We start from the raw sequence: 25,311 nt of genomic DNA, 5'->3' as shown, positions 1-25,311 counted from the left end.
TTGAAATGCGAAATTTCGCTTTTGTATTATTATAAATTTATTTCGGAAGCTATTTTATATCGTTCTTCATTACTTTTTGTTCGAAGAATTATCTCACCTAAAAATCCGGCTAAAAATAGTTGTGAACCAATTATCATTGATGTTAATGCGATGTAAAATAACGGGTTATCGGTAACTAAAATGGTTTCAAACCCAGAATATAATTTTATAAGCTTTAGCGTTATAATAAATCCTGTTGCTAAAAATCCTATGATAAACATAATAACTCCTGCAGCACCGAATAAGTGCATTGGGCGTTTTCCATATCTTGATAAAAACCAAATAGTTATTAAGTCTAAAAAGCCATTGATAAAACGACTCATTCCAAATTTTGATTCGCCATATTTTCGAGCTTGGTGAATGACTATTTTTTCGCCGATTTTTCCGAATCCAGCATTTTTTGCCAAAACAGGAATATAGCGATGCATTTCACCAGAAACTTCAATGTTTTTAATTACTACATTTTTATATGCTTTCAATCCGCAATTAAAATCATTCAAGTAAACACCAGAAGTTTTTCTTGCAGCCCAATTAAACAATTTAGAAGGCATGTTTTTAGAAACAACAGAGTCATATCGTTTCTTTTTCCAACCCGAAACTAGGTCAAAATTTTGTTCTGTAATCATTTTGAATAACCCAGGAATTTCATCTGGGCTATCTTGCAAATCTGCATCCATTGTGATGATAACATCACCTAGAGCTTTAGCAAATCCTGCGTGAAGTGCTTGCGATTTACCAAAATTTCTCAAAAAGCGTATTCCTTTGACACACGAATTTTCTTTAGATAAATTTTCTATAGTTTGCCAAGAATCATCCGTACTACCATCATCTATAAATAGAATTTCGTAGGAATAGTTATGTTCTTTCATGACATTTACAATCCATGAATGCAATTCAGGTAACGACTCTTGTTCGTTTAATAATGGGATAACAATGGATAGATTCATTAAAAACCTTGATTGGTGTTTTTAGATTTGAAAATTGCTGCAAGAATTAATCCGAAAACAGCACTAAAAGCTATTGTAACAAATGAACCTTTAACTAATTCAATAATTGAAAATTGATCGTTTTTTTCCATTCCTTTAATAGCCTCATTAACTGCAGATGATGGAGCACCAAATTTTTCCATCATTTCTACAGCATATTGTATTGTTAACTCTTTTATTGTTTCTTTTGCTGCAGGATCAATGAAATTAAAAAGTATTATGTTGAATGCAACAGAAATTAATATCCCAATAAGAGCGGAAATAAAATAGGTAGTAAAAGCATCTTTAAATGGGAAAACGCCATTTAATTCTTTTTTCGTTTTCATAAGTAAAACAACACCTATAATGATATAGAATAAAATATTAGCTAATCCTACCCACACTGATGTAAATAATTTTAAATCAATTGTGTAAATTAATGTAGTAATTAATATTGATACAACTCCCGTAATTATACCATAAGTGATACCATTTTTTTTAACTATTTCGTTCATGATTTTATTGGTTTAAATTAATCTACAAATATAGTAATTATCAAATCAATGTAAGAAAAAATAATTTTCTTGTTAATTGTAAAAAAAAGCTATGTAAATCTTTGAATTATAAAAAATAGTTGTATTTTTGCACTCTCAAAATTAAAAGAATAATTAAAAGTTGTAGTGAGTTGATACCTTTTATAATGAAAGCTTCACAACAAACTACTTCATAACAAATAAAAGATTTACAAAATGAAACAAGGAATTCACCCAGAAAATTACAGATTAGTTGCTTTTAAAGACATGTCAAACGAAGATGTTTTTATCACTAAATCAACAGTTGAAACTAAAGAAACAATCATGCACGAAGGTGTTGAATATCCAGTTTTTAAAATGGAGATTTCAAGAACGTCTCATCCATTTTACACAGGTAAATCTAAACTTATCGATACTGCAGGACGTATTGATAAATTTAATAGCAAATACGCTAAAAAAGCAAAATAATTTTTTAGCTGTTCAAATTTTATTAAAACCTTCCTTCCGAAGTTTCGGAATTGGAAGGTTTTTTTATGGAATAAACTTTTGTAACTTTGACAAAACATTACTAATGATTTTTAAATTTTGTTTTCAGCCTTTAAACTGAAATCTGAAATCTGAAATCTGAAATCTGAAATTAAAATGAACTACATACTTTTTGATGGAACTGTTAGAAACGCACTTTTACCTTTTACTTTTACGAGACCTGTTGCAGAAATCCGTATTGGAATTTTAACTATTCGTGAGAAATGGGAAAAATATTTGGGTTATACAACCACAACGCTTACTGAAGAATATCTTTCTGAAAAATACCCAATGGTGGAAATGGAAGATAATGTAATGATTAATGCTTCTTTTTTGCCAAATGATATTTTATCAGAAATGGTTAAGAGTTTAGAAAAAAATCAAGCCATTTTTAAAGGTGATGAAGTAGTTGCTTTTTATACAAATGATACTCAAGAAGAGATTGTTTTTGATACTTATGAAATTATAGAATTCAACGAAGATTGTTTAACTGTTGAAAATACTTGGGATATTTTTGCTAAAAACGATGCTGCAATTAGAGAAGATTTTGATTTAATTACAGAAGGAAGAACTTCACAACCAATCCCAAAAAGTGTTAATGTTTTATCACCTGAAAATATATTTATAGAAGAAGGAGCGAAGTTAGAATTTGTAACATTAAATGCATCAACTGGACCAATTTATATAGGCAAAAATTCTGAAATAATGGAAGGTTCAGTAATTCGTGGACCTTTTGCATTGTGTGAAGAAGCTCAAGTAAAGTTAGCGACTAAAGTTTATGGAGCAACAACTGTTGGACCGCATTCAAGAATTGGTGGTGAAGTTAGTAATTCGGTACTTTTTGGATATTCCAATAAAGGTCACGATGGTTTTTTAGGGAATGCTGTTCTTGGTGAATGGTGTAATATTGGTGCTGATAGTAATAATTCAAATCTTAAAAATAATTACGAAGAAGTACGTTTGTGGAGTTATGAAACTGAAGGGTTTGCTAAAACTGGTTTGCAATTCTGCGGTTTAATGATGGGCGATCACAGTAAATGTGGTATTAATACTATGTTTAATACAGGAACAGTTGTGGGAGTTTCTTCTAATATTTTTGGAAGTGGTTTTCCTAGAAATTTTGTACCAAGCTTTTCATGGGGTGGAGCATCCGGTTTTACAACTTACATAACTTCAAAAGCATTTCAAACGGCAAAAATTGTAATGAGTAGGAGACATGTAGATTTTACTGAGCAAGATGCAAAAATTCTGGAACATGTTTTTGAAGAAACTAAAAAATATAGAAAAGAGTAAATCTTTGAAATAAAAAAACTCCTCAAAATTTTGAGGAGTTTTTTTTGGATACTATTTGGTGAGGATTATCTTTTTATGACTCTTACTGTTTGTGTATTTTCTCCTTGAATTAGAATAATGTTATAAACACCAGAAGAAAGATTTCTTCCAATTTCATAATCAATTTCAGAAGAAATAATAGTTTTATTTTCTATTATTTTTCCTAACATGTCATAGATTTTTATTTCGATTGCTTCACTACTTGTAGTTTCAATATTTAATTTAAAATCATCAACAAATGGATTTGGATAAGCAACAGCTCTAAAAATTGTATTTAATTTTGAAATAGATTCTGTCTCTACAATTCTTGAAGGTGAAAGTGATGGAGTAGTTATTGTACAACCTGTACCGTATGGTAAGAAAGTACCATCAGTATTTCTTAAAGAAACTTCTACCAGATAAACTGTATTAAATGTTCTATTAGGTATTTGAGTCATATTGAATCTATTTAAACTACTTGTTACAAATTCTACTTGATTTGTTACAGTGTTCGTAACTCTAAAGCGATACAATGTAATACGGGCAACATAATTGGCATATATCCATTGATTCATAGAGGTTAATGTAGTTCCGCAATAAGTTCCAATTGTTGCTTGTGGTGAAGCAATAGAAATAATACATGGTGTACCATAAAAAGGTTGCCAAACATTATTGTATTTAACACCAACTTCAATTTGGTAATCTGTTCCATAAGTTGCGCCTGGAATTTGTGCAAGTGATAAGTTGTTTACTGAACGTTGAAATAATTGGACCGCATTTGTGGACATGTTTTTAACTCTAAAACTATATCCTTGTGCTCCAGGTATTGTTGTAGCATAAAATGATTGAGATATGTTATTGTAAGTAATACCACAAGATGTTGGTTGTAAAACCGTAATAATAGGAATACATCCACCAGGTTGTCCTACATTATCTATAATTCCATTACAATCATTATCAATTCCATCATAGCAAATATCAATTGCACCTGGATTAATATTAGAATTGGTATCATTACAATCAGTTCCGATAAGAACATATCCTATTGGTGCAATACAATCAACAACTATTACTTCAGGGTTTCCATATCCATCAGCATCAGCATCTTGATAAAAAGTTAATAATGGTTGAATTGTTAATTGTAATGTGTCTGTTGTACAGCCATTAACATTAGTGTAAGTTCCACTTGAAGTGTAAGTTGTTCCATTTACTGACCAAGTATATGAATTACATGCTGTTATAGTTGTTGTATTGAAAATACTTGGAATAACTTCAATTGTTAAAGTTACAATTGATGCACATTGACCAACAGTAGGTGTAAAAGTGTAAGTTGTTGTAACATTATTATTCATTGAAGGTGACCAAGTTCCAGTAACTCCATTTGTTGATGTTATTGGTAAATCAGCTAATGGTGTTCCCGAGCAAATTGGTGCAACAGCATCAAATGTTGGAATTGTATTTGGATTTGTAAAAGTTAAAGCTGTTCCTTCAAATTGAATTGCTCCTCTATCGTTAGTTGGAGTTCTATTAACTGAATTAAAGTCAGTTGTAATTGAAGCAACAGTTTCTGCATTATTTTCTGCAAATGAATTTCCTGAAGGAACAAATGCTCCTGATGGTGAAGTTGCAACCAAGTTATTTTCATTGTAAGTTGCAGATTCACGAGTTCCACCCATAAATGATTTATAAATACCACATGTAGCATTAAAATTTACATCATTGTTTATGTTATTAGTTGTGTTTGGTGTTAATCCGCTTAATGCAAATCCATTTACAATTGGTGAAGTTGTACTTGAACCTTGCGCAAATAAGTAATTGTTAATTCCTTCGTTGATACTATAGATATTTGAATTACTTGTTGAAGCAAATCCAAAAGGTGTAGTATTTGCAGTTCCTGAACTAAATCCAACACAACTAGCAAAACCATCTCCAGATGGAATAATATTCATATTGATGATGTTATTTCTTAAATCAAGAATTGTTGATGCTGAATTTCCGGTTACTCCAACACCAATTGCTCCAAAATTTGTTCCTCCAGATAGAGGTGAAGCTGCAGTTCCAAGTTTAATAGTGTTATAATAAACTTTATAACTAGAAAAAGGTGTATTACATGCAATTCCAACTATCCCATAACTTGTTGCTATCGATGGTGCATTGAAACCAGAAATTAAATTATTGTAAATATCAGTAGAACCAACAGGTGTAAATGATGAAATTGCAATTCCTGACAAAGTTGATACTGCTCCTGAACTCAAATTTGAAATAGAATTAATATTATTTCTAAAGATTTTGGCATTTGTACCACTTGTAATTGCAATACCATTTACAGTTGCATTGCCAGAAGTACTTGCAGCTGATAAATTTTTAATAGTGTTTCCTGATACAATGCTGTTAGTTCCTTCACCAACTCTAATTCCCATTATTATTGGATTTCCTGTAGTTGTAGAGGTTGAAATCCCATTAATATTGTTATTTGTGATTGTATAACCATTAGTAACCGATGTGGCTGATGTATTAATACCTCTTGCAATTGGTGAAAGTCCTGAGGTATTAATTTCAATAATATTATTATCTGCAAAACCTGAAGTGATAGAACCATTTGAACTAAATTCTATTCCATTAGTTGTATTCGCAGCTGAATTTAGTGAGATTGTATTGTTGGATGTGTTAATGTTTCCAAAAGTTAAAAATTCACCCATTGTTACTCCAGTGGAACCAAGTAAATTTATTACATTATTGTTATAAAATTTATTTGCTGAAGAGTTTCCAGAGGTATCGTTAATTCCAAAAGTTCCTGCAGTACCATTAGGATTTGAAATGGTAATTGAATTGAAATTTATGGTATATCCATTTGGAACACCTGTAGCAAAAGTACCAACAAAAACTCCATGAACATTAAAAGTTCCAATTCCACTTCTTGAAATATTTATTATGTTTCCTGTTCCAATAGTTGATCCAATGGATAAACTATTATTTGTAAGAGCATCATGCGATATTCCAAAAAATTGCCCTGTTGTTTTTAAATGACTTCCGGTTGTAAACAGATTATTATTTTCAATTACTAAATCATTGGTGTTACCATCAGCATTTATGAAATAAACTGTTCCTGAAAATGTTCCTGATCCCGATTGATTTATGGAAATTGTATTGTTAGAAAAATTAACATTATTTGAAATGTAATTTGCCTTTATTCCGTGATAAAAACCTGTAGAAGCTCCACTTGCACCTCCAATAATAGAAATGTTGTTGTTGTTTCCAATTAAACTAGCAGTTGAATTTCCATAACCAAAGTCAATTCCTGATGTTATCAACAAACCATTATTTGTCAAGTTAATAATATTATTACTAATTTGATTTGTATAGGTTATTCCATTAGGATTTACCGTACTTGTGCGATTAGAGAAAATTCCTGCTACGTTATTTTGAGTATAAGAATTTGGATATGAAGTTATTGTATTAAATTGAACATTAACCCCAGCATTATTTCTAAAATATATTCCTGCCATTCCTACGGCTGAAAACCTAGTATAATTAATATTTGAAGCAGTTGGATTTCCAAAAGTAATAGTGTTTCCTGTAGCCAAAGAAGTTCCACCAATATCCCAACCTGTTTCGTTTAAAATAGTTGTAGCTTGTTCGCTTATAACATAAATACCATAAGCAACATTAGAAATTATATTACCGTATATTTTATTGTATGAATTAGTTCCATTAGTATTTAATGATACCATTGCAGCATTTGTCGATGAAGAAGATGAACTTGATAGAATTCCAAATGAGTTTTGATAATTTTCATTCAAACTAATAGTACAATTTTGAATAGTATTATTTTGAGCACCGTTTGTAGTAGAACCTAGGAAAATTCCAATTCCCACTTCAGTCATCGTATTTGTTGCTCCTGTTGTGGTAATTGTATTTAATGGGTTTTCAACTAATTTGAAACCATCAAAAGTAACATAATCACTTGCTATAATTTTTATAATTCCATCATTTAAACCACCTGCTAAACGTTGTGGTGCAGAAATTATAGGATTTGCTCCTAAACCACTTTTTTTGAATACTATTTGAGTTGTTGAAGTTCCAGTAGCTAAACTTCCTGATGTTCCTAAACCATTAAGAATAATTCCTGATGTTGGAGCTGTTTCTGTATGTCCAGCAGCTACATTAAATTGTACTGTTCCAGTTCCTGTTACTCCATTTGAATTCAAATAAGTAACCGCCGAGGCAACTGTAGGAAAACAACCTGGAATTGAATATTCACCAACAGGCAAAGCTCCACTCAATGATCCACAATAATTAAAAGTTGCTTTATAATTTGCACCACTGTTTCCAGCATATATTGTTCCGCCTAAACAAGTCACACTTGCATCGCTATAAACTTCAAAAGTGTAATTTCCTGCTGTCAATCCTGAAAGAACATCAACTGAATATCCAGTATTTGACCATTGTTGGTCTTCGCCACCACATCCATTTGCTCCTCCACTAGAATATCCAATATTCAAGTTAGAAAAACTTCCTGGAGTTGAATTTGTTTTATAAACTCTATAATATACTCTAGTTGAAGTTAAGTCGCAACCACCACATTTATACACATTGTGTTCTGCGCCTTTTAATAATAAGGAATTACTTGAATTAAAGCTTCCTAAATTTAATCCATTAAAATCAGAATTTCCGGTAGTAGCTTGTAAATCATAATATTGATTTGAACTACCATTTATGGATAAAACAGCAAAAGTTGAATTAAAACCCGCAGTTTGAGCATTGGTATTTTGTAATGACAGCAATACAAAAAATAGAGTTAAAAAAATCAAAGTAATTTTTTTCATGGAAATATGTTTAGCGTTATTATCTAATTTTAATACTAATTATAAGTGTTTTAGTTGATTTTCAAACAAAATTGAAAGCTTGTAATTTTTTGTAAAAGTATAACATTTTGATTATTAAATTAGTAAACATTATTCTACAAATATGTAAAAGATTTTTTATTAATTACTTAATTCAGCTTTTTTCTTCAGAAACCCATCTAATAGCAGCATTCAATTCATCATGATTAAAACACTTAAATTCTCCTATCATAATTTTACTGAAAAGTTTAGTGAAAATTTTGATTCCTTGAGTGTCGGTTACTATCGCTGCTTTATTCCATTTTGAGAAAACTTTTATTCCTAAAATAGCATCTTGAAGCCAAGCTCCAACTGTGAAATTTGATAATTCTGTTTCAATTTGTAGAAGATAATTTAAGGTGTTATATTCAGTTACAAAAGCTTCAACTTTAGGAACAACTTCTTTTGTAAAATCATCAGCTGTAACATCGCCAACAGCTCTAAAACCAATAAACTTTTTTCCTTCGTTTGCTATTTCTACTATCATAATATTAATTTTTTATCAATGTAAAATTCATTATTTTTATATTATTAATATTACATAATTGTAAAGTAATATTGCATAATTGCTTGTTATTTTATGGTTTTAAAATAATTTTAATGTGTGAATCTGTGGCTATTTTTATTTTTTACCTAAATTTGCACACTCAATTTTTTGACAACGATTTCATTAATTGAGTTTACTTATGGAAAATAAAAAGAAAGTAGCATTCTATACTTTAGGATGTAAATTGAACTTCTCAGAAACTTCTACTATAGCGAGAAATTTTCAAGACGAAGGTTTTGATAGAGTAGATTTTGAAGAAATTGCCGATATGTATGTCATTAATACGTGTTCGGTTACTGAAAATGCCGACAAGCAATTCAAACAAATAGTTAAAAAAGCAATGAAACTCAACGATAAAGCATTTATTGCTGCCGTTGGATGTTATGCACAGTTAAAACCTGAAGAACTTGCCGCTGTTGATGGTGTTGATTTAGTTCTTGGAGCTACAGAAAAATTTAAAATCACCGATTACATTAATGATTTGTCCAAAAATGATATGGGCGAAGTACATTCGTGCGAAATTGAAGAAGCCGATTTTTATGTAGGAAGTTACTCAATTGGAGACAGAACTCGTGCTTTTCTAAAAGTTCAAGATGGATGCGATTATAAATGTACTTATTGTACCATTCCTCTAGCACGCGGAATTTCAAGAAGTGATGCTTTAGAAAATGTATTGAAAAATGCCTACGAAATTTCGCAACAAGGCATCAAAGAAATTGTACTTACTGGTGTAAATATAGGTGATTATGGTAAAGGAGAATTTGGAAATAAAAAACATGAACATACTTTCTTAGATTTAGTTAAAGCTTTAGATGAGGTAGAAGGAATTGAACGTTTACGAATTTCATCTATTGAGCCTAATTTGTTGAAAAATGAAACTATCGAATTTGTTTCAAAAAGTAGAACTTTTGTACCTCATTTTCATATTCCGCTACAATCTGGAAGTAATGAAATTTTAGGCAAAATGAAACGTCGTTACCAACGCGAAGTTTACACTGATAGAGTAGAAAATATCAGAAAAGTAATGCCACATGCTTGCATTGGTGTTGATGTTATTGTTGGTTTTCCAGGTGAAACTGATGCACATTTTTTAGAAACTTATAATTTCTTGAACGAGTTGGATATTTCTTATCTTCACGTTTTTACCTATTCAGAAAGAGATAACACTGAAGCCGCTACTATGGAAAATGTAGTGCCAATGAATGTGCGTTCTAAAAGAAGTAAAATGCTTCGAGGATTATCGGTAAAAAAACGTCGTGCCTTTTACGAAAGTCAGATTGGAAGCAATAGAACTGTTTTATTTGAAGGAGAAAATAAAGAAGGTTATATTCACGGATTCACAGAAAATTACGTAAAAGTAAAAACGCCATGGAATCCAGAGTTGGTAAATACTTTACATGAAATCAACTTGACAAGAATTGATGAAGATGGAAGTGTAAGAATGGAGTTTTTGAATGTTGAAGCTTAAAATATAAAACCCTGAAATAATTACTTTTCAGGGTTTCTTTTTTTTATAAAAATCTAATTTACTGATTCAACTAATCGGATAAATTCTGATTTGTAACCTTCTTCGTCAGAGGCTAATCCTGATTTAGCTAATTTTTTTATTTCTGAAGTTGAAGTGTTTGAAATTAATTTAGATTCTCTTAATTTTAACCCAAACCATGCTACAGAGGAACTAAATTTGAAATCAGCCGAACTTTTTTCAAGTGTAATTACATTGTTTTCAATAGTTTTAATCATTTCGATGCTTCGTTCACCATCAGGTTTTTTATACCTAAATTTTATTGTTGCCAATTCCTCATCATAATTAGAATCTTCATTTTTTACTTTTGTATATTTTAAATCAGAAGGCGAGAAGTTACTTTCAACACCAACAGGAATTATTTCATACAGAGCAGTAACAGTGTGACCACTTCCCAGTTCTCCTGCATCAATCGCATCATTTTTAAAATCTTCAGCTTTCAATTTTCGGTTTTCATAACCAATTAATCTATAAGCTTGAACGTGTTTTGGGTTGAATTCAATTTGGATTTTCACATCTTTAGCAATAGCAAACATAGAACCTTTAAATTCTTTTCCTAAAAATCGATTGGCTTCTTGAATGTTATCAATGTAAGCATAATTTCCGTTTCCTTTATCTGCTAAAATTTCCATTTTACTGTCTTTATAATTTCCCATTCCAAAACCTAAAACCGTCAGAAATACTCCTGATTTTCTTTTTTCTTCAATTAAATCAATCATGTCTTCATCAGATGAAGCGCCAACATTAAAATCGCCATCAGTGGCAATGATTACTCTATTATTTCCTTCTTTTATAAAGTTTTGCTCTGCTAATTTATAGGCAAGTTCAATTCCTTCTCCGCCAGCAGTACTTCCTCCAGCTTGTAAATCGTCAAAGGCATCCATAATTGTTTCTTTTTCATCTCCAGATGTTGGCTCTAAAACAACTCCAGCCGAACCCGCATAAACCACAATAGAAACTTTATCTTTTTTGCGTAACTCTTCTACTAAAACTTTCATGGATTCTTTTAGTAATGGCAATTTATTATCATCACTCATCGAACCCGAAACATCAACTAGAAAAACTAGATTAGAATTTGGTAGGTTAGTAAGCGAAACATCTTTTCCTTGTAAACCTATTTTTAGTAACTTATGTTTTTCATTCCATGGACTTTCACTGTATTCTGTATTAATTGAAAACGGATGTTCATCTGTTGGTTGCGGATAATTGTACTTAAAAAAGTTCATCATTTCCTCAACTCTAACAGCATCTTTTGGAACTTTTTGTCCATTGTTTATAAATCTTCTAATGTTGGTGTAAGAAGCATTGTCAACATCAATTGAAAAAGTAGAAAGCGGATTGTTTTTTGGAGATTCAAATTGGTTTTCTTCTAATTCAGCATAGCTTTCACTATTCTCATCAAAAGAAGTAGATTCAGGAAATTCAGTGACAATAACTTCGTCTGCAGAAGCTGATGCAGAGTCAGCACAAGATACTTCAGAAGCACTCATATTCTTGCAATTACTAAAAATAAGCAATAGGAATACACTTAAATAAAAATGATATTTTTTCATTTAATTAAATTTTTTAAAATGTTAAAGATTGATTTTTTGTCTTTAAATAATTTCTAGTATTCCGGATTTACTGAGGCAATTATCTACAAATTTTGACAATTCAAATTTGATGCCAAGATTTTTTTAAAATAAGAATTTTCTAAATATTTTATTTTAAAGATGCTGAATTCTTGTATTTCGGATATAATATTTGATAAAGTAATAAATAAATCTTTCTTAAATTAAAGATTTCTTATTTAGTATTTATAGTGAAATCTTATTTTAGTAATCCTAAAAACCGATTCACTATATTGTTCTATAAATTCAAATTTATTTCTACCAGGTTGTTTGAAATCAATGATTCTTTCGCCAGAAATTTCATAGTACATTGAACTTCCTTCAAACATAAAACGTTTGCCATTGTTGCGATAAGCAGAACGAATTAAATCAAATTCAGATAAATTCCATGTAGTTAAATTAGCATCTAAATCTTCCAAGTCTGAAAATAAACCTTCGGTAATTTCGGTTTTGCAACCATAATATTTTTGGATGTTTTCAAAAAATGAAATGATGTTGAGATTTAGTTCTTCGGAATTCATTTGATAAAGATAAAAAATATAATTCAAAACAAAAATTCCAAATCCCAAGTTTAAACTGTTGGAATTTGGAATTCTTTAATTTTTTTCTGTAATCTGCAATCTGATGACTGTAACCTGAAATCTATATTTTAATTCCTGGAGGTAATAAATCTCTGTAAGTAGTATTTTTTCTCATAAAAGCAGCAATTTTCGGAAGAATTGGCACAACTTTTAATTTGCGTTCATAAGCAATTTCCATAATATTTTTTAAGAAATCGGTAATAAATTCTTCATTATCAAATCCTTCAAAAGTGTTGATTCGAGTTAGGAAAATCTTTTTTTCTTGAAATGAGTATTCAATAGAAACTAGCTTTCCATCGACCAAAGTTTCGAACTGTCTAGCAAATGTGTTGTCTTTAATTTCCATTTTTTCTAAAATTAACTCTGAGTTCATGTATAAGTGGGATAAATAAATTAATTTTATGCAAATTTCGGAATAAAATATGGATAAAGCCACTGAAATACGTTAAAATATGAGTAAGATACCTGTTTATTTTATGCCAGGATTAGCAGCAAGTCCAACAATCTTTGAAATGATAGATTTACCAGAAGATACTTTTGAAGTGCATTTACTTCATTGGTTTTTACCAGAAATTAATGAAAAACTCTCTAGCTATGCTAAACGAATGGCTGAGAAAGTGGTGCATGAAAATGCTGTTTTGATAGGAGTTTCCTTTGGAGGTGTTTTAGTTCAAGAAATGAAACCTTTTCTTACTACTAGAAAAATAATAATTATTTCGAGTGTGCGATGTAATTCTGAATTGCCTCGAAGAATGAAAATAATAAAAACCACAAAAGCATATAAATTACTGCCCACAGGTTTGCTTCAAGATGTTGAATTATTAACGAAATACGCTTTTGGAGATACGCTAAAAAAGAAACTAAAATTATACGAAAAATACCTCCACATGCGCAATAAAGAATATCTAGATTGGGCAATTGAACAAATGATTTGTTGGGAGAGGAAAACTATTGATTCAGAAGTTATTCATATTCACGGTGATGCAGATGAGGTTTTTCCTGCTAAAAACATTAAAGATTTCATTAATGTAAAAGGTGGAACTCATGCCATGATTTTGAGTAAATATAGATGGTTTAACACAAATTTAGCCAAGTTAATTCTCGAATAATATTGATTTTGGTTCAATTTTTGTAGTTTTGAAGAATATATAATTTGAAAATGAAAAAGATACAAGTTTTAGGTGTTGTTACACTATTGGTTTTAGTTAGTGGAGTTTTTATTTATGCAACTTCGGGTGAGCAGAAAGACAAACAATTTAAAGTTGGAACGGCGCAATATTTTCCAACAGAAGTTGATTTTGCAGGTGAAAAAGCGCCATTACAAATTGCTGATGTAAAAGAACGATTTGATAGAGAATTATTAGTGAACGCTAATCTTCATTCTTCTACAATACTTATCATGAAACGTGCCAATAGAGCTTTCCCAATCATTGAACCAATTTTGAAACAATATGGTGTTCCTGATGATTTTAAATATTTGGCCGTAATTGAAAGTGCCTTGATGAATGCTGTTTCGCCTTCAGGAGCAAAAGGTGTTTGGCAATTTATGCCTGATACTGCTAAAGAAAAAGGTATGGAAGTTAACGATGGTGTTGACGAACGTTATCATTTAAAAAAAGCTACTGAAGCTGCATGTAAATATTTGATTCAAGCCAAAGAAAAATTTGGAAATTGGACACTTGCTGCAGCATCATATAATGGTGGAATAACAGGAGTAAACAATAAAATTGCTGAACAAAAAGTTTCAGATTATTATGATTTGTTGCTAACAGACGAAACATCAAGATATGTATTCAGAATTTTAGCTTTGAAAGAGATTATGAAAAACCCAACACTTTATGGTTTCGATGTAGCAAAACATGAATTGTATGATAATATTCCAACGAAAACTATTGAGGTTGATAGTTCTATAACTGATTTAGCCACATTTGCAAAGTCACAAGGAATTAATTATAAGATTTTAAAGATTCACAATCCTTGGTTGCGAGATAAAAAGTTGAATAATCCAACGAAGAAAAAATATCAATTAGAAATTCCAACGGAAGGTTATTAGTCAGTTGGCAGTGCTCAGTTGGCAGAAATGTTTTAAATAAAAAAGTTCGCAATTTTTGCGAACTTTTTTATTTAAGTATCATAATAACTGATCACGGAATACTGCCAACTAGATTTTCTTCATCTGCTCTTTCATCATTTTTATTTGATCGGCAAGCATTCCTTGTTTGTCTAGTTTTTTAACTTCTGCAATCAAATTAGTTGCTTCTAATTTTCTTCTTCTTGACATTGCAACTCCAGCTAAATTTAATTTCGCAACAGCTAAATCCATATCCATGTTCAATCCTAATTCGATTGCTTTTTTAAAATATTTTTCCGCTTGAATCAAGTTCGTTTGTGACAACATAATACCATTTAAATAATTATAATATCCTTGCTGTTTGCGAACTAAAGCCGTTTCAGGGTTTTTGATTTTGTCCAACCAAGCTTTTGCACCAGGAAAATTTTGTTTACGCAATTGTAAAAATGCTAATAAAATATATTCATTTCTAAAGTATAAAAACAAAGGAATTAATGATAATAGTATAAGGAAAATACCATTTCCAATGTTACCTTCAGTAAATTGCCAAATAGCTGCGATAAAGATTAAACCTGTTAAAATAAGTTTGATATTTCTGTGAAACATAATAGTGATTATTTAAGGTTGCAAAGATAATAAAAGGAAATTAAAATATTTTTAAAAAACTACTTGCAAGTAATAAAAATCGTTGTATATTTGCACTCGGTTTTAAAAAGACCTCAAGAAAAGATTATTATACGATTTTAAAGATAAAAAGCAATGAGCAAAAGAACGTTTCAACCATCGAAAAGAAAAAGAAGAAATAAACACGGATTTATGGACAGAATGGCTTCTGCAAATGGAAGAAAAGTCCTTGCGCGTCGTAGAGCTAAAGGAAGACACAAATTAACAGTTTCTTCTGAACCAAGACACAAAAAATAATGATTAGATTTTAATCAATATCAAGCCGTTACTTTTATTAGTAGCGGCTTTTTTTTAAACCTGTTTATAAATTTTGATAAGTTTTTAAAGCTATTTCCCGCTATCCGTTGCAATCTTTTTAATTTTAAAGAAAAATTAAAAAGGATTTCTCTCGAAGCTTCGGGATTATCAGGGCTAAGCTTATCAGCAGTCAAAATTGATTAATTTATAAGATAGTAAAATTTTGAAACTTTGAGTCTTCGTTCCCGAAGCTTCGGGATTAGAGGCAAAAAAAAATAACAACAACACAACAAACTAACTACAATGCCAAAAGACAATTCAATCAAATCGGTTTTAATAATTGGTTCAGGTCCAATCGTTATTGGACAAGCATGCGAATTTGACTATGCAGGTTCACAATCAGCACGTTCCATTCGTGAAGAAGGAATTGAAGTAATCCTTATCAATTCTAATCCAGCAACCATCATGACTGATCCATCTATGGCGGATCATGTTTATTTATTGCCATTAACAACCAAATCTATCATCCAAATTCTTAAAGAACATCCTCAAATTGATGCCGTTCTTCCTACAATGGGCGGACAAACCGCGTTAAATCTGTGCCTAGAAGCTGATGAAAAAGGAATTTGGGAAGATTTTAATGTAAGAATGATTGGTGTAGATGTTAATGCCATCAATATTACTGAAGACCGAGAGCAATTCAAACAATTATTAGAAAAAATTGGTATTCCTGCAGCACCAGCTAAAACAGCTACTTCGTTCTTAAAAGGAAAAGAAATAGCACAAGAATTTGGTTTTCCATTAGTAATTCGTCCATCGTTTACGTTGGGTGGAACTGGAGCAGCTTTTGTACACAGCAAAGAAGAATTTGACGAAAAATTAACCTACGGTTTAGAAATGTCACCAATCCATGAAGTGTTGATTGATAAAGCATTATTAGGTTGGAAAGAATATGAATTAGAACTTTTACGCGATAAAAATGACAATGTAGTAATCATCTGTTCGATTGAAAATATGGATCCAATGGGAATTCATACTGGAGATTCAATTACCGTTGCGCCAGCGATGACTTTATCGGATACTACATTTCAAAAGATGCGTGATATGGCAATTTTGATGATGCGTTCTATCGGAAATTTTGCTGGAGGTTGTAACGTGCAATTTGCCGTTTCGCCTGATGAAAAAGAAGATATCGTTGCCATCGAAATCAATCCGAGAGTTTCGCGTTCATCTGCTTTAGCATCAAAAGCGACTGGTTATCCAATTGCCAAAATCGCATCGAAATTAGCTTTAGGTTACAATTTAGATGAGCTTCAAAACCAAATTACCAAATCAACTTCGGCTTTATTCGAACCAACTTTAGATTATGTAATCGTAAAAATACCACGTTGGAATTTCGACAAATTTGAAGGTGCAGACAGAACTTTAGGACTTCAAATGAAATCGGTTGGTGAAGTTATGGGAATTGGTCGTTCGTTTCAAGAAGCGCTTCACAAAGCAACGCAATCACTTGAAATTAAGCGAAATGGACTTGGTGCTGACGGAAAAGGTTATAAAAACTATGAACAAATTATTGAGAAATTAACGTTCGCAAGTTGGGACAGAGTTTTCGTAATTTACGATGCCATTGCGATGGGAATTCCGTTGAGCAGAATACACGAAATTACTAAAATTGATATGTGGTTCTTGAAACAATACGAAGAATTGTATTTGTTAGAAAGAGAAATCACAAACTATAAAATAGATACTTTGCCAAAAGAATTATTGCTTGAAGCAAAGCAAAAAGGTTATGGCGACAGACAAATTGCGCACATGTTGGGTTGTTTGGAAAGTCAGGTTTATAAATTACGTGATGACATGAACATCAAGCGTGTTTATAAATTGGTTGATACTTGTGCGGCCGAATTCAAAGCACAAACTCCATATTATTATTCAACTTTTGAAGCTGAAATTCAAACAGCAAATGGTGAAAGATACGTTCATAACGAAAGTATTGTAACTGACAGAAAGAAAGTGGTAGTTTTGGGTTCAGGACCAAATAGAATTGGGCAAGGAATTGAATTTGACTATTCTTGTGTTCACGGAGTTTTGGCAGCGAAAGAATGTGGTTACGAAACTATAATGATTAATTGTAATCCAGAAACGGTTTCTACCGATTTTGATACGGCTGATAAATTGTATTTCGAACCCGTTTTTTGGGAACATATTTACGATATCATTCGTCATGAAAAACCTGAAGGAGTTATCGTTCAACTTGGTGGACAAACGGCTTTGAAACTAGCAGAAAAATTATCTAAATACGGAATTAAAATTTTAGGAACTTCATTCGACGCTCTTGATTTAGCTGAAGATAGAGGACGTTTTTCAGAATTATTAACTGAATTAAATATTCCGTTTCCAAAATTCGGAATTGCTGAAAGTGCTGACGAAGCTTCTAAATTGGCTGATAGTTTAGACTTTCCGTTGCTAGTTCGTCCATCGTATGTTTTGGGTGGACAAGGAATGAAAATCGTAATCAACAAACAAGAATTAGAAGAACATGTAATTGATTTATTAAAATCGATTCCAGGAAACAAATTGCTTCTTGACCATTATTTAGATGGAGCAATAGAAGCAGAAGCTGATGCTATTTGCGATGGAGAAAACGTGTACATCATCGGAATTATGGAACACATCGAGCCTTGCGGAATTCATTCAGGTGATTCTAATGCGACTTTGCCACCATTTAATTTAGGTGAATTTGTAATGCAACAAATAAAAGATCATACTAAGAAAATCGCTCTGGCTTTACGAACAGTTGGTTTGATAAACATCCAATTTGCAATAAAAGATGACACGGTTTATATCATTGAAGCCAATCCAAGAGCATCGAGAACCGTTCCGTTTATTGCAAAAGCGTATGGCGAACCTTACGTAAATTATGCCACCAAAGTGATGCTTGGTGAAAATAGAGTAACCGATTTCACTTTCAATCCGCAGTTGAAAGGTTATGCGATTAAGCAACCGGTTTTCTCTTTCAGTAAGTTTAAAGATGTAAACAAAGCACTTGGACCAGAAATGAAATCGACAGGTGAGAGTATTTTGTTTATTGATGATTTAAAAGATGATCAATTCTACGAATTGTATAGTAGACGAAAAATGTACTTGAGTAAATAAAAATAGAAAATCCCGATTGATTCGGGATTTTTTTTTAACATTTGATTATTAGTTTTTTAAGAATTTTTTTTAAACATGATTTATAAAATTAACTCTATTATTAAAATCGCTATTAAAACAGTCAAGCCAAAAATAAATAGAAAGATTGAACTCCAATATAATTTCAATTCTGAATAGTTATTTAAATATTCTGAATTATTATTTCTTTTTACTCCAACTTTAGGTTTTCCCTTATCTTTATATCGAACAAAGTAAATGATAGAACCCAATGTAGCTAGAGTTATTGATATTATGATTAATTCTAGCATAGCTGTTTTCTAATTTTATTTTATTATATGTATATATCACTCTCCAATTCTACTTTTTAAGTCCATTCGTGAATGAAGAAATCTGATGATTTCTATTTCATTTTCGTTTATTATCCTGTAAAATATAATGTGTTGATTGGATTTATAACCTAATAAATCGTTGATTATTTCATTGTAATTTCTGCCTAAATTTTGATTTTTTGCTATTTCTTGACAATCTTGAAGTAGTTCAAAATAATACCTACCTGCTTGATGTTCTGACCAAATTTCAAAAGTGTAATCCCAAATTTTACTTAAATCTTCTACGGCTTTGTTGGTTAGATGAAATTTAACCATTTCTCTTTTTTGCTTTTAGTGATTCAAGGTGTTTTTTTGCATCAAAATCTTTAGCTATTCCACTTTCTATTCCTTCGTTGATAGCCTTTTTTAATACTATAATCTTATTTTCCTCTTCTTCAAGTAATCGTAAACCAGCACGAATTACTTCACTTGCATTCTTAAATCTTCCTTCTGAAACTCTGTTGTCAACAAAATCTTCAAAATAATCACCTAAAGAAACTGATGTGTTACGTCCCATAATAATCTAATTTTATGTAAAGTTACCAAATTTTGGTAATAATTAGCTTTTTTGTAAAAAAAAATCCGTTTCAACTTGATAAAACGGATTTTTAAAATGTTTATGTTTTGTATTAAAGCATAACTTTTACTTTAGGTAATTCTGCTTTGAATCTTTTTTCTAACGTTGCTTTGTATTCATCAGAAAACTCATTGTTTGCTAATATAACTTCTTCAAGTTCTTTCAATTGAAATAGTTCATCTGGAATTGTTTTTAGCATGCAACCACCAAAACTTATACTTTTTAAGTGAGTAAGTTTTCCAATTTCTGCAGGAACTGAAGTGAATTGTTGATCGGAAAGAAATAAAATTTCAAGGTTTACAAACTTCTCAATTGATTTTGGAATTTCATTCAACTCAATATCATGAACATAAGAATTGATAATAATAGATTTAACTATTGTTGGGTTTTTATCTGCTTCTTCAAACGAATTGCATTTAACACATTGTGAATAAGATGCAATTGAAAATAAGAATAATAATAATAGTACTTTTTTCATGATAATTGAATTAAAATTTTACTGTAACAGTTTTTGTTTCGCCATTTCTTACATAAGTTACAGGAAGTTCGTCACCTGCGTTTAGTTTTGCTAAACATTCCATGTAGCTATATACTTCTTTAATTTCGTAAGTTCCAATTTTTATAATAATGTCACCTTCTTTAATTCCGGCAAGGTCAGCAGGTCTTCCTTCAGTAACGCCATCAACATGCAATCCATCGCCATGATCAGTATAATCAGGCATAATTCCTAACGTTACTTTGTATTTTGGTCGTGATTTTGTTGCTGTAGTTTTTGTTTTTGTAAACTCTGTTTTTTCTTGATTGCTAATATCAGAAATCATTCTGAAAGCATAATTTACAATGTTTGTTACACCATAATAATTGATTTTGTCCTCGTCATCACTTGGTTTATGGTAATCATTATGTGTTCCTGTAAAGAAAAACAACACTGGAATATCTTTCAAATAAAACGAAGTGTGGTCAGAAGGTCCAACGCCACTTTCATCTAAAGTCAAATTAAATCCTGCAGGTTTATTTTTTTCTGCCATTTTACTAAACTCAGGTGAAGTACCAACACCACCAACAGTTAATTCTTTTTTAGCAGTTTCTAATCGACCAATCATGTCCATATTAATCATAGCAGTAACATTTGGGAAAAGTGTTTTAACAGTTTCAGCCATTTTTTTAGAACCAATTAAACCATCTTCTTCACCCGAAAATAAGGCAAAAACATAGTTAGCTTTTTCAGTGGTTTTATTTTGAGAATAAATTCGTGCTAATTCTAAAACACCTGCAACACCCGAAGCATTGTCGTCTGCACCATTGTGTATTTCTCCATCAGAATTTGGTTTTGTAGAATGTTTGTGTTCGTTCAATCCTAAATGGTCATAATGCGCACCAATAACAATAGTTTTTGAAGCTTTATTGTCTAAATAGGCAATTACATTTCGACCTGAATTTTGTTTTACATCAAGAGAATCTTTTGGATTTAATTTTAATGAGTAAGTAAAACTTTGAATATAATTTTTCTTGTCATAAGGTTTTAATCCTAATGTTTTCAATTCTTTAACTAAATAATCAGCAGCAATTTTTTCTTCTTTCGAACCTGTCAATCTTCCTTTCAAATCATCAGAAGATAAAAATGTAATGTGTTTTTTAAGATTTTTTTCGCTTGCATTTTCAACTTCATCGGTTTCAACCCAATCCGCAATAAATACATTAGTTTCTCTTTTTTGTTCTTGTTGACGGTTACTCGAAAAAACTAATTTTTTTCCATCAGGCGAAAACATTGGAAACGCATTAAACTCACTTTCATAAGTAATTTGTTTTAAATTTTCACCATTTAAATCAATTGTATATAATTGGAAATCATAACCTCTTGTGGAATGATGGTTGGAAGAAAAGATGATTTTCTTATCATTTGGAGTAAAATAAGGTGCCCAATTTGCTTTTCCTAAATGGGTAATTTGCTTTAAATCAGTTCCGTCAACGTTGCAAGTATAGATTTCCATTTCTGTTGGAGCAACTACATTTTCAGCTAAAAAATCTTTATATTCTTTGATTGCTTCATCAGTTTTTGGACGAGAAGAGCGAAAAACTAATTTTTTACTATCGTGTGAAAAGAAACTTCCACCATCATAACCTAAGCCAGTAGTGATTTGTTTTACATTGCTTCCGTCAATATCCATTGTGTAAAGTTCTAAATCGCCACTTCTCATACTAGTGAAAGCAATTTTTTTACCATCAGGAGAAACCACTGCCTCTGCATCATAACCTGGTGAATCAGTAAGTTTTTTTACAATATTACCTTGTAAATCAGAAATATAAATATCAAATTCTGGATAAACTGCCCATAGGTATTTTCCGTCTTTTGGTTTTGGTGGCGCTGGACAGTTTATATTTCCTTCGTGTGTTGAAGCGTATAAAATATGTTTTCCATCAGGCATATAAAACGAACATGTGGTACGTCCTTTACCATTTGAAATTAATTTTAAACTTTTCGAATTGATTTCTTGTTGTTGTAAATCCAACATGAAAATTTGATCGCAAGGCACACCAAACGCAGTATTTGTTACTTGCAAAGTTAAACTTTTGCTATCTGGGCTAAAGTAAGCTTCAGCGTTATCACCACCAAAAGTTAATTTTTTTATGTTTTTTAAATTGGATTCTTGTGCATTGATTGTAAAACAAGCAAATGTTAGAACTGTAATAGCAATTTTGTATAATTTCATTTCTTAAAAATTTGATGTAAAAATACTAAAAAAGGTTGCTATTTCTTAAATAGTACTAATCAACTTTTGTTAATTTTATTACAATTTATTTTATCAATACCAAATAACCCCAAGGATTTAAGGTCACAGAATCATTACCTTTGAAAGTGTAAGTTTGTCCTGAAAACAAATCTTTATACGTTCCTTTTTCATATTTGGAGTTTAAAACAACCGTCACTTTTTCATCACTAAAATTGATGATTGGAATAATTTTATCTCCGTTTTTTTCACGAGAAAAAGATACAATTTTATCCATTTTATCATTGTATATTCTGACCATTGCACCACCATGTTCTCCGTTCCAAAGTGCTTGATTTTTGTGTTTTAATTCAAATAGTGTTGTGAATAATTGTCTGTGTGGATGTTCTTTCCATTCGATAGAATCTTTGTCAAAAAACTTCAAAGATTTATTTAAACCGGCTTCTTGTCCGCTGTAAATTAATGGCATTCCGTTGACAACATTTGAAAAAACTATAGCCGCTTCAAGTCCTTTTCCAAAGTTTTTAAATGGTGTTCCGTTCCAAGAATTCATATCGTGATTATCAGTAAATGTCATACGATAACCGCCTTTAGGGAATGCTCCTTGGTCGTGCGCCATATATTCAACCAATCCTCCAATACCTTTGTTATTTGTAGTTGCATCTTTCATTTTGTCAAATAAAGTCCATGAATACGTCATGTCAAATGCTTTTTTGTGCATGTCTCTTGATTCCCATTCGGCTAACATAAAAACAGGTTTGATTGCATCTAATTCTGCACGAACATTATCCCAAAAATCTACTGGAATGAATCCTGCAACATCACAACGATATCCATCAATATTGAAATCTTTAACCCAAAATTTCATAGCATCGGTCATGTATTTTCTCATTTCAGGATTTTCATAATCAAAATCTACTACATCGTCCCAATCATACCATGGTGTTGGTTGAAAATTACCATCTTTATTTTTGGTATACCAATCAGGATGTTTTTTAGTAAGTTCGTTATCCCAAGCCGAATGATTGGCAACCCAATCTACAACAACGTACATTCCTAGACTGTGAATTTTGTCCACCAAACGTTTGAAATCTTCCTTATTTCCATATTCAGGATTGATGTCATAGTAATCTTTTACAGAATATTCGCTACCCAAAGTTCCCTTTCTGTTTTTAACTCCAATAGGATGAATTGGCATCAACCAAATGATATCAACACCAAGTTTTTTTAATCGTGGCAAATGACTTTCAAAAGCTTTAAAAGTTCCTTCATTGGTATATTGACGCACGTTAACTTCATAGATAGTAGCATTTTTTGTCCATTCAGGATGTTTTAATTCCACATATGGTTTTGGTTGATATGGATTGTCTGACGTATTATTTTCAGCATTTTTACAACTAAAAAATAAGGCGATTATGGATAAAAGGAATATTTTTTTCATTAGTAATGTTTTGATTTTCAAATATAAAAAAATTCCGTTTAGTTTTCACCAAACGGAATTTTATTAAAACTTCGTATTTCGTATTTTAATGTCGATTTACAAATGAATTACTTCATCATATGCTGCGGCTACGGCTTCCATAACAGCTTCACTCATAGTTGGATGTGGGTGAATTGCTTTTAGAATTTCGTGTCCAGTTGTTTCTAGTTTTCTTGCTACAACTGCTTCTGCAATCATATCTGTTACACCAGCACCAATCATGTGACAACCTAACCATTCGCCATATTTTGCATCGAAAATTACTTTTACAAAACCATCGGCAGCACCAGCAGCTTTAGCTTTTCCTGAAGCTGAGAATGGGAATTTACCAATTTTCAGTTCGTATCCTTTTTCTTTTGCTTGTTTTTCTGTTAAACCAACAGAAGCGATTTCTGGAGTTGCATAAGTACAACCTGGAACATTTCCATAATCAATTGGTTCTACGTGTAAACCTGCAATTTTTTCAACACAATTAATTCCTTCAGCCGAAGCAACGTGAGCTAACGCTTGACCTGGCGTTACATCACCAATAGCATAATATCCTGGAACGTTAGTTTGGTTGTATGCGTTAACTAAAATTTTATCTCTATCTGTTGCAATTCCAACTTCTTCAAGACCAATATTTTCGATATTTGTTTTAATTCCAACTGCCGAAAGTAAAATATCAGCTTCAAGAACTTCTTCACCTTTTGCGGTTTTTACATAAGCTTTTACGCCATTTCCTGTTGTTTCAATTCGTTCAACAGAAGAATTAGTCATGATATTTACACCAGCTTTCTTCATAGAACGTTCCATTTGTTTCGAAATATCTTCGTCTTCAACAGGAACAATATTTGGCATAAATTCCACAATAGTAACTTCAGTTCCCATTGAGTTGTAGAAATGAGCAAATTCAACACCAATCGCACCAGAACCAACTACAATCATTTTCTTTGGTTGAGTAGGTAAGGTCATCGCTTGTCTGTATCCAATAACTTTTACTCCATCTTGAGGAAGATTTGGTAATTCTCTTGAACGTGCACCAGTTGCAATAATGATGTGGTCAGCTGAATATTCAGTAACTTTACCATCAGCAGCCGTTACATCTACTTTTTTTCCTGGTTTTATTTTACCAAAACCATCAATAACATCAATTTTATTTTTTTTCATCAAGAATTGAACACCTTTACTCATTCCGTCTGCAACATCTCGAGAGCGTTTTACAACGGCAGAAAAATCTTTGTCAAATTCTTTAATAGTTAATCCATAATCGGAAGCATGTTTTAGGTAATCAAATACTTGAGCCGATTTTAAAAGTGCTTTTGTTGGAATACAACCCCAATTAAGGCAAATTCCACCAAGACTTTCTTTTTCAATAACGGCTACTTTAAAGCCCAATTGTGAAGCACGGATTGCAGTTACATAACCGCCTGGACCACTTCCTAAAACAATAATATCGTATTTCATTTTTTAGTAATTATTTATTTAATGTAAAAATGCAGTCGCTTTCG

At 31.3% G+C, this 25,311-nt stretch carries 22 protein-coding genes; 7 read left to right on the top strand and 15 right to left on the bottom strand.

From position 1 onward, the window contains the following. Positions 1 to 29: 29 nt before the first annotated feature. Positions 30 to 986 carry a glycosyltransferase family 2 protein gene (locus Q0049_RS00925; RefSeq protein WP_298115413.1) on the bottom strand — a complete coding sequence of 319 codons (957 nt, stop codon included), beginning with the start codon at positions 984 to 986 and terminating at the stop codon, positions 30 to 32. After that, positions 986 to 1,519, bottom strand: a complete 534-nt coding sequence (locus Q0049_RS00920; protein ID WP_298115411.1) for a DUF4199 domain-containing protein — start codon at positions 1,517 to 1,519, stop codon at positions 986 to 988. The genes Q0049_RS00925 and Q0049_RS00920 overlap by 1 nt, the downstream gene beginning before the upstream one ends. A 234-nt stretch (positions 1,520 to 1,753) precedes the next feature. Here Q0049_RS00920 and Q0049_RS00915 point away from each other — a divergent pair, with 234 nt between their 5' ends. Further along, positions 1,754 to 2,005, top strand: a complete 252-nt coding sequence (locus tag Q0049_RS00915; RefSeq protein WP_298115409.1) for a type B 50S ribosomal protein L31 — start codon at positions 1,754 to 1,756, stop codon at positions 2,003 to 2,005. 174 nt (positions 2,006 to 2,179) lie between these two features. Continuing rightward, positions 2,180 to 3,355 (top strand): GlmU family protein, encoded by a 1,176-nt coding sequence (locus tag Q0049_RS00910; RefSeq protein ID WP_298115407.1) that lies wholly within the window; start codon positions 2,180 to 2,182, stop codon positions 3,353 to 3,355. Between the two features lie 65 nt (positions 3,356 to 3,420). On the opposite strand, the gene Q0049_RS00905 is transcribed toward Q0049_RS00910, so the two are convergent. Next, complete coding sequence (locus Q0049_RS00905) at positions 3,421 to 8,199, bottom strand: T9SS type A sorting domain-containing protein (protein WP_298115405.1); 4,779 nt, start codon at positions 8,197 to 8,199, stop codon at positions 3,421 to 3,423. Positions 8,200 to 8,371: 172 nt separating this feature from the next. Beyond that, a complete protein-coding gene (locus Q0049_RS00900) occupies positions 8,372 to 8,743 on the bottom strand; it encodes an STAS/SEC14 domain-containing protein (RefSeq protein WP_298115403.1) in 372 nt (123 codons plus the stop codon). Positions 8,744 to 8,942: 199 nt separating this feature from the next. Between Q0049_RS00900 and mtaB the strand changes: the two genes are divergently transcribed. Then, positions 8,943 to 10,271: a tRNA (N(6)-L-threonylcarbamoyladenosine(37)-C(2))-methylthiotransferase MtaB gene (gene mtaB / locus Q0049_RS00895; protein ID WP_298115401.1), complete on the top strand. Its 1,329-nt coding sequence runs from the start codon at positions 8,943 to 8,945 to the stop codon at positions 10,269 to 10,271. A gap of 53 nt (positions 10,272 to 10,324) precedes the next feature. On the opposite strand, the gene Q0049_RS00890 is transcribed toward mtaB, so the two are convergent. The 3 genes from Q0049_RS00890 to Q0049_RS00880 form a co-directional block, all read right to left on the bottom strand. Further along, positions 10,325 to 11,881: a VWA domain-containing protein gene (locus tag Q0049_RS00890; RefSeq protein ID WP_298115399.1), complete on the bottom strand. Its 1,557-nt coding sequence runs from the start codon at positions 11,879 to 11,881 to the stop codon at positions 10,325 to 10,327. Positions 11,882 to 12,117: 236 nt separating this feature from the next. Next, positions 12,118 to 12,459, bottom strand: a complete 342-nt coding sequence (locus tag Q0049_RS00885) for a hypothetical protein (protein ID WP_298115397.1) — start codon at positions 12,457 to 12,459, stop codon at positions 12,118 to 12,120. A 121-nt stretch (positions 12,460 to 12,580) separates the two neighbouring features. After that, positions 12,581 to 12,865: an N-acetyltransferase gene (locus tag Q0049_RS00880; protein WP_298115395.1), complete on the bottom strand. Its 285-nt coding sequence runs from the start codon at positions 12,863 to 12,865 to the stop codon at positions 12,581 to 12,583. 106 nt (positions 12,866 to 12,971) lie between these two features. Between Q0049_RS00880 and Q0049_RS00875 the strand changes: the two genes are divergently transcribed. Then, positions 12,972 to 13,628 (top strand): alpha/beta hydrolase, encoded by a 657-nt coding sequence (locus tag Q0049_RS00875; protein ID WP_298115393.1) that lies wholly within the window; start codon positions 12,972 to 12,974, stop codon positions 13,626 to 13,628. 50 nt (positions 13,629 to 13,678) lie between these two features. After that, positions 13,679 to 14,572, top strand: a complete 894-nt coding sequence (locus Q0049_RS00870; protein WP_298115392.1) for a lytic transglycosylase domain-containing protein — start codon at positions 13,679 to 13,681, stop codon at positions 14,570 to 14,572. Positions 14,573 to 14,680: 108 nt separating this feature from the next. On the opposite strand, the gene Q0049_RS00865 is transcribed toward Q0049_RS00870, so the two are convergent. Next, positions 14,681 to 15,196, bottom strand: coding sequence for a DUF2892 domain-containing protein (locus Q0049_RS00865; protein WP_298115390.1), 516 nt, complete (start codon positions 15,194 to 15,196; stop codon positions 14,681 to 14,683). Between the two features lie 153 nt (positions 15,197 to 15,349). Between Q0049_RS00865 and rpmH the strand changes: the two genes are divergently transcribed. Together rpmH and carB are read left to right on the top strand one after the other, a co-directional pair. Next, positions 15,350 to 15,511, top strand: a complete 162-nt coding sequence (rpmH, locus tag Q0049_RS00860) for a 50S ribosomal protein L34 (RefSeq protein WP_008464848.1) — start codon at positions 15,350 to 15,352, stop codon at positions 15,509 to 15,511. Between the two features lie 303 nt (positions 15,512 to 15,814). Next, a complete protein-coding gene (gene carB, locus Q0049_RS00855) occupies positions 15,815 to 18,667 on the top strand; it encodes a carbamoyl-phosphate synthase large subunit (RefSeq protein WP_298115387.1) in 2,853 nt (950 codons plus the stop codon). A gap of 80 nt (positions 18,668 to 18,747) precedes the next feature. Here the strand turns inward: carB and Q0049_RS00850 are convergent, their stop codons facing one another. The 7 genes from Q0049_RS00850 to lpdA all read right to left on the bottom strand — a co-directional run bounded on the left by Q0049_RS00850 (position 18,748) and on the right by lpdA (position 25,267). After that, positions 18,748 to 18,975 carry a hypothetical protein gene (locus Q0049_RS00850; RefSeq protein ID WP_298115384.1) on the bottom strand — a complete coding sequence of 76 codons (228 nt, stop codon included), beginning with the start codon at positions 18,973 to 18,975 and terminating at the stop codon, positions 18,748 to 18,750. A 36-nt stretch (positions 18,976 to 19,011) separates the two neighbouring features. Continuing rightward, complete coding sequence (locus Q0049_RS00845; RefSeq protein ID WP_298115381.1) at positions 19,012 to 19,311, bottom strand: type II toxin-antitoxin system RelE/ParE family toxin; 300 nt, start codon at positions 19,309 to 19,311, stop codon at positions 19,012 to 19,014. Further along, positions 19,304 to 19,552 carry a type II toxin-antitoxin system ParD family antitoxin gene (locus Q0049_RS00840; protein ID WP_298115378.1) on the bottom strand — a complete coding sequence of 83 codons (249 nt, stop codon included), beginning with the start codon at positions 19,550 to 19,552 and terminating at the stop codon, positions 19,304 to 19,306. Before Q0049_RS00840 ends, Q0049_RS00845 begins: the two co-directional genes overlap by 8 nt. Positions 19,553 to 19,664: 112 nt before the next feature. Then, complete coding sequence (locus tag Q0049_RS00835; protein ID WP_298115376.1) at positions 19,665 to 20,090, bottom strand: hypothetical protein; 426 nt, start codon at positions 20,088 to 20,090, stop codon at positions 19,665 to 19,667. Between the two features lie 10 nt (positions 20,091 to 20,100). Further along, positions 20,101 to 22,323 (bottom strand): M20/M25/M40 family metallo-hydrolase, encoded by a 2,223-nt coding sequence (locus Q0049_RS00830; protein ID WP_298115373.1) that lies wholly within the window; start codon positions 22,321 to 22,323, stop codon positions 20,101 to 20,103. Between the two features lie 85 nt (positions 22,324 to 22,408). Then, on the bottom strand, positions 22,409 to 23,782 hold the full coding sequence (locus Q0049_RS00825; protein ID WP_298115370.1) for an alpha-amylase family glycosyl hydrolase: 1,374 nt from the start codon (positions 23,780 to 23,782) through the stop codon (positions 22,409 to 22,411). Between the two features lie 96 nt (positions 23,783 to 23,878). After that, entirely contained in the window at positions 23,879 to 25,267 is a 1,389-nt protein-coding gene (lpdA, locus tag Q0049_RS00820) for a dihydrolipoyl dehydrogenase (RefSeq protein ID WP_298115367.1), read from the bottom strand. Positions 25,268 to 25,311: the final 44 nt, after the last annotated feature.

The sequence above is a fragment of the Flavobacterium sp. genome (assembly GCF_027484205.1).
GTDB lineage: Bacteria > Bacteroidota > Bacteroidia > Flavobacteriales > Flavobacteriaceae > Flavobacterium.
This window is presented reverse-complemented; position numbering and strand designations above follow the sequence as displayed.

Coding starts and splice junctions, on each gene's coding strand:
- Q0049_RS00925 (WP_298115413.1), bottom strand. CDS start 986: ATGAATCTATCCATTGTTATCCCATTATTAAACGAACAAGAGTCGTTA.
- Q0049_RS00920 (WP_298115411.1), bottom strand. CDS start 1,519: ATGAACGAAATAGTTAAAAAAAATGGTATCACTTATGGTATAATTACG.
- Q0049_RS00915 (WP_298115409.1), top strand. CDS start 1,754: ATGAAACAAGGAATTCACCCAGAAAATTACAGATTAGTTGCTTTTAAA.
- Q0049_RS00910 (WP_298115407.1), top strand. CDS start 2,180: ATGAACTACATACTTTTTGATGGAACTGTTAGAAACGCACTTTTACCT.
- Q0049_RS00905 (WP_298115405.1), bottom strand. CDS start 8,199: ATGAAAAAAATTACTTTGATTTTTTTAACTCTATTTTTTGTATTGCTG.
- Q0049_RS00900 (WP_298115403.1), bottom strand. CDS start 8,743: ATGATAGTAGAAATAGCAAACGAAGGAAAAAAGTTTATTGGTTTTAGA.
- mtaB (WP_298115401.1), top strand. CDS start 8,943: ATGGAAAATAAAAAGAAAGTAGCATTCTATACTTTAGGATGTAAATTG.
- Q0049_RS00890 (WP_298115399.1), bottom strand. CDS start 11,881: ATGAAAAAATATCATTTTTATTTAAGTGTATTCCTATTGCTTATTTTT.
- Q0049_RS00885 (WP_298115397.1), bottom strand. CDS start 12,459: ATGAATTCCGAAGAACTAAATCTCAACATCATTTCATTTTTTGAAAAC.
- Q0049_RS00880 (WP_298115395.1), bottom strand. CDS start 12,865: ATGGAAATTAAAGACAACACATTTGCTAGACAGTTCGAAACTTTGGTC.
- Q0049_RS00875 (WP_298115393.1), top strand. CDS start 12,972: ATGAGTAAGATACCTGTTTATTTTATGCCAGGATTAGCAGCAAGTCCA.
- Q0049_RS00870 (WP_298115392.1), top strand. CDS start 13,679: ATGAAAAAGATACAAGTTTTAGGTGTTGTTACACTATTGGTTTTAGTT.
- Q0049_RS00865 (WP_298115390.1), bottom strand. CDS start 15,196: ATGTTTCACAGAAATATCAAACTTATTTTAACAGGTTTAATCTTTATC.
- rpmH (WP_008464848.1), top strand. CDS start 15,350: ATGAGCAAAAGAACGTTTCAACCATCGAAAAGAAAAAGAAGAAATAAA.
- carB (WP_298115387.1), top strand. CDS start 15,815: ATGCCAAAAGACAATTCAATCAAATCGGTTTTAATAATTGGTTCAGGT.
- Q0049_RS00850 (WP_298115384.1), bottom strand. CDS start 18,975: ATGCTAGAATTAATCATAATATCAATAACTCTAGCTACATTGGGTTCT.
- Q0049_RS00845 (WP_298115381.1), bottom strand. CDS start 19,311: ATGGTTAAATTTCATCTAACCAACAAAGCCGTAGAAGATTTAAGTAAA.
- Q0049_RS00840 (WP_298115378.1), bottom strand. CDS start 19,552: ATGGGACGTAACACATCAGTTTCTTTAGGTGATTATTTTGAAGATTTT.
- Q0049_RS00835 (WP_298115376.1), bottom strand. CDS start 20,090: ATGAAAAAAGTACTATTATTATTATTCTTATTTTCAATTGCATCTTAT.
- Q0049_RS00830 (WP_298115373.1), bottom strand. CDS start 22,323: ATGAAATTATACAAAATTGCTATTACAGTTCTAACATTTGCTTGTTTT.
- Q0049_RS00825 (WP_298115370.1), bottom strand. CDS start 23,782: ATGAAAAAAATATTCCTTTTATCCATAATCGCCTTATTTTTTAGTTGT.
- lpdA (WP_298115367.1), bottom strand. CDS start 25,267: ATGAAATACGATATTATTGTTTTAGGAAGTGGTCCAGGCGGTTATGTA.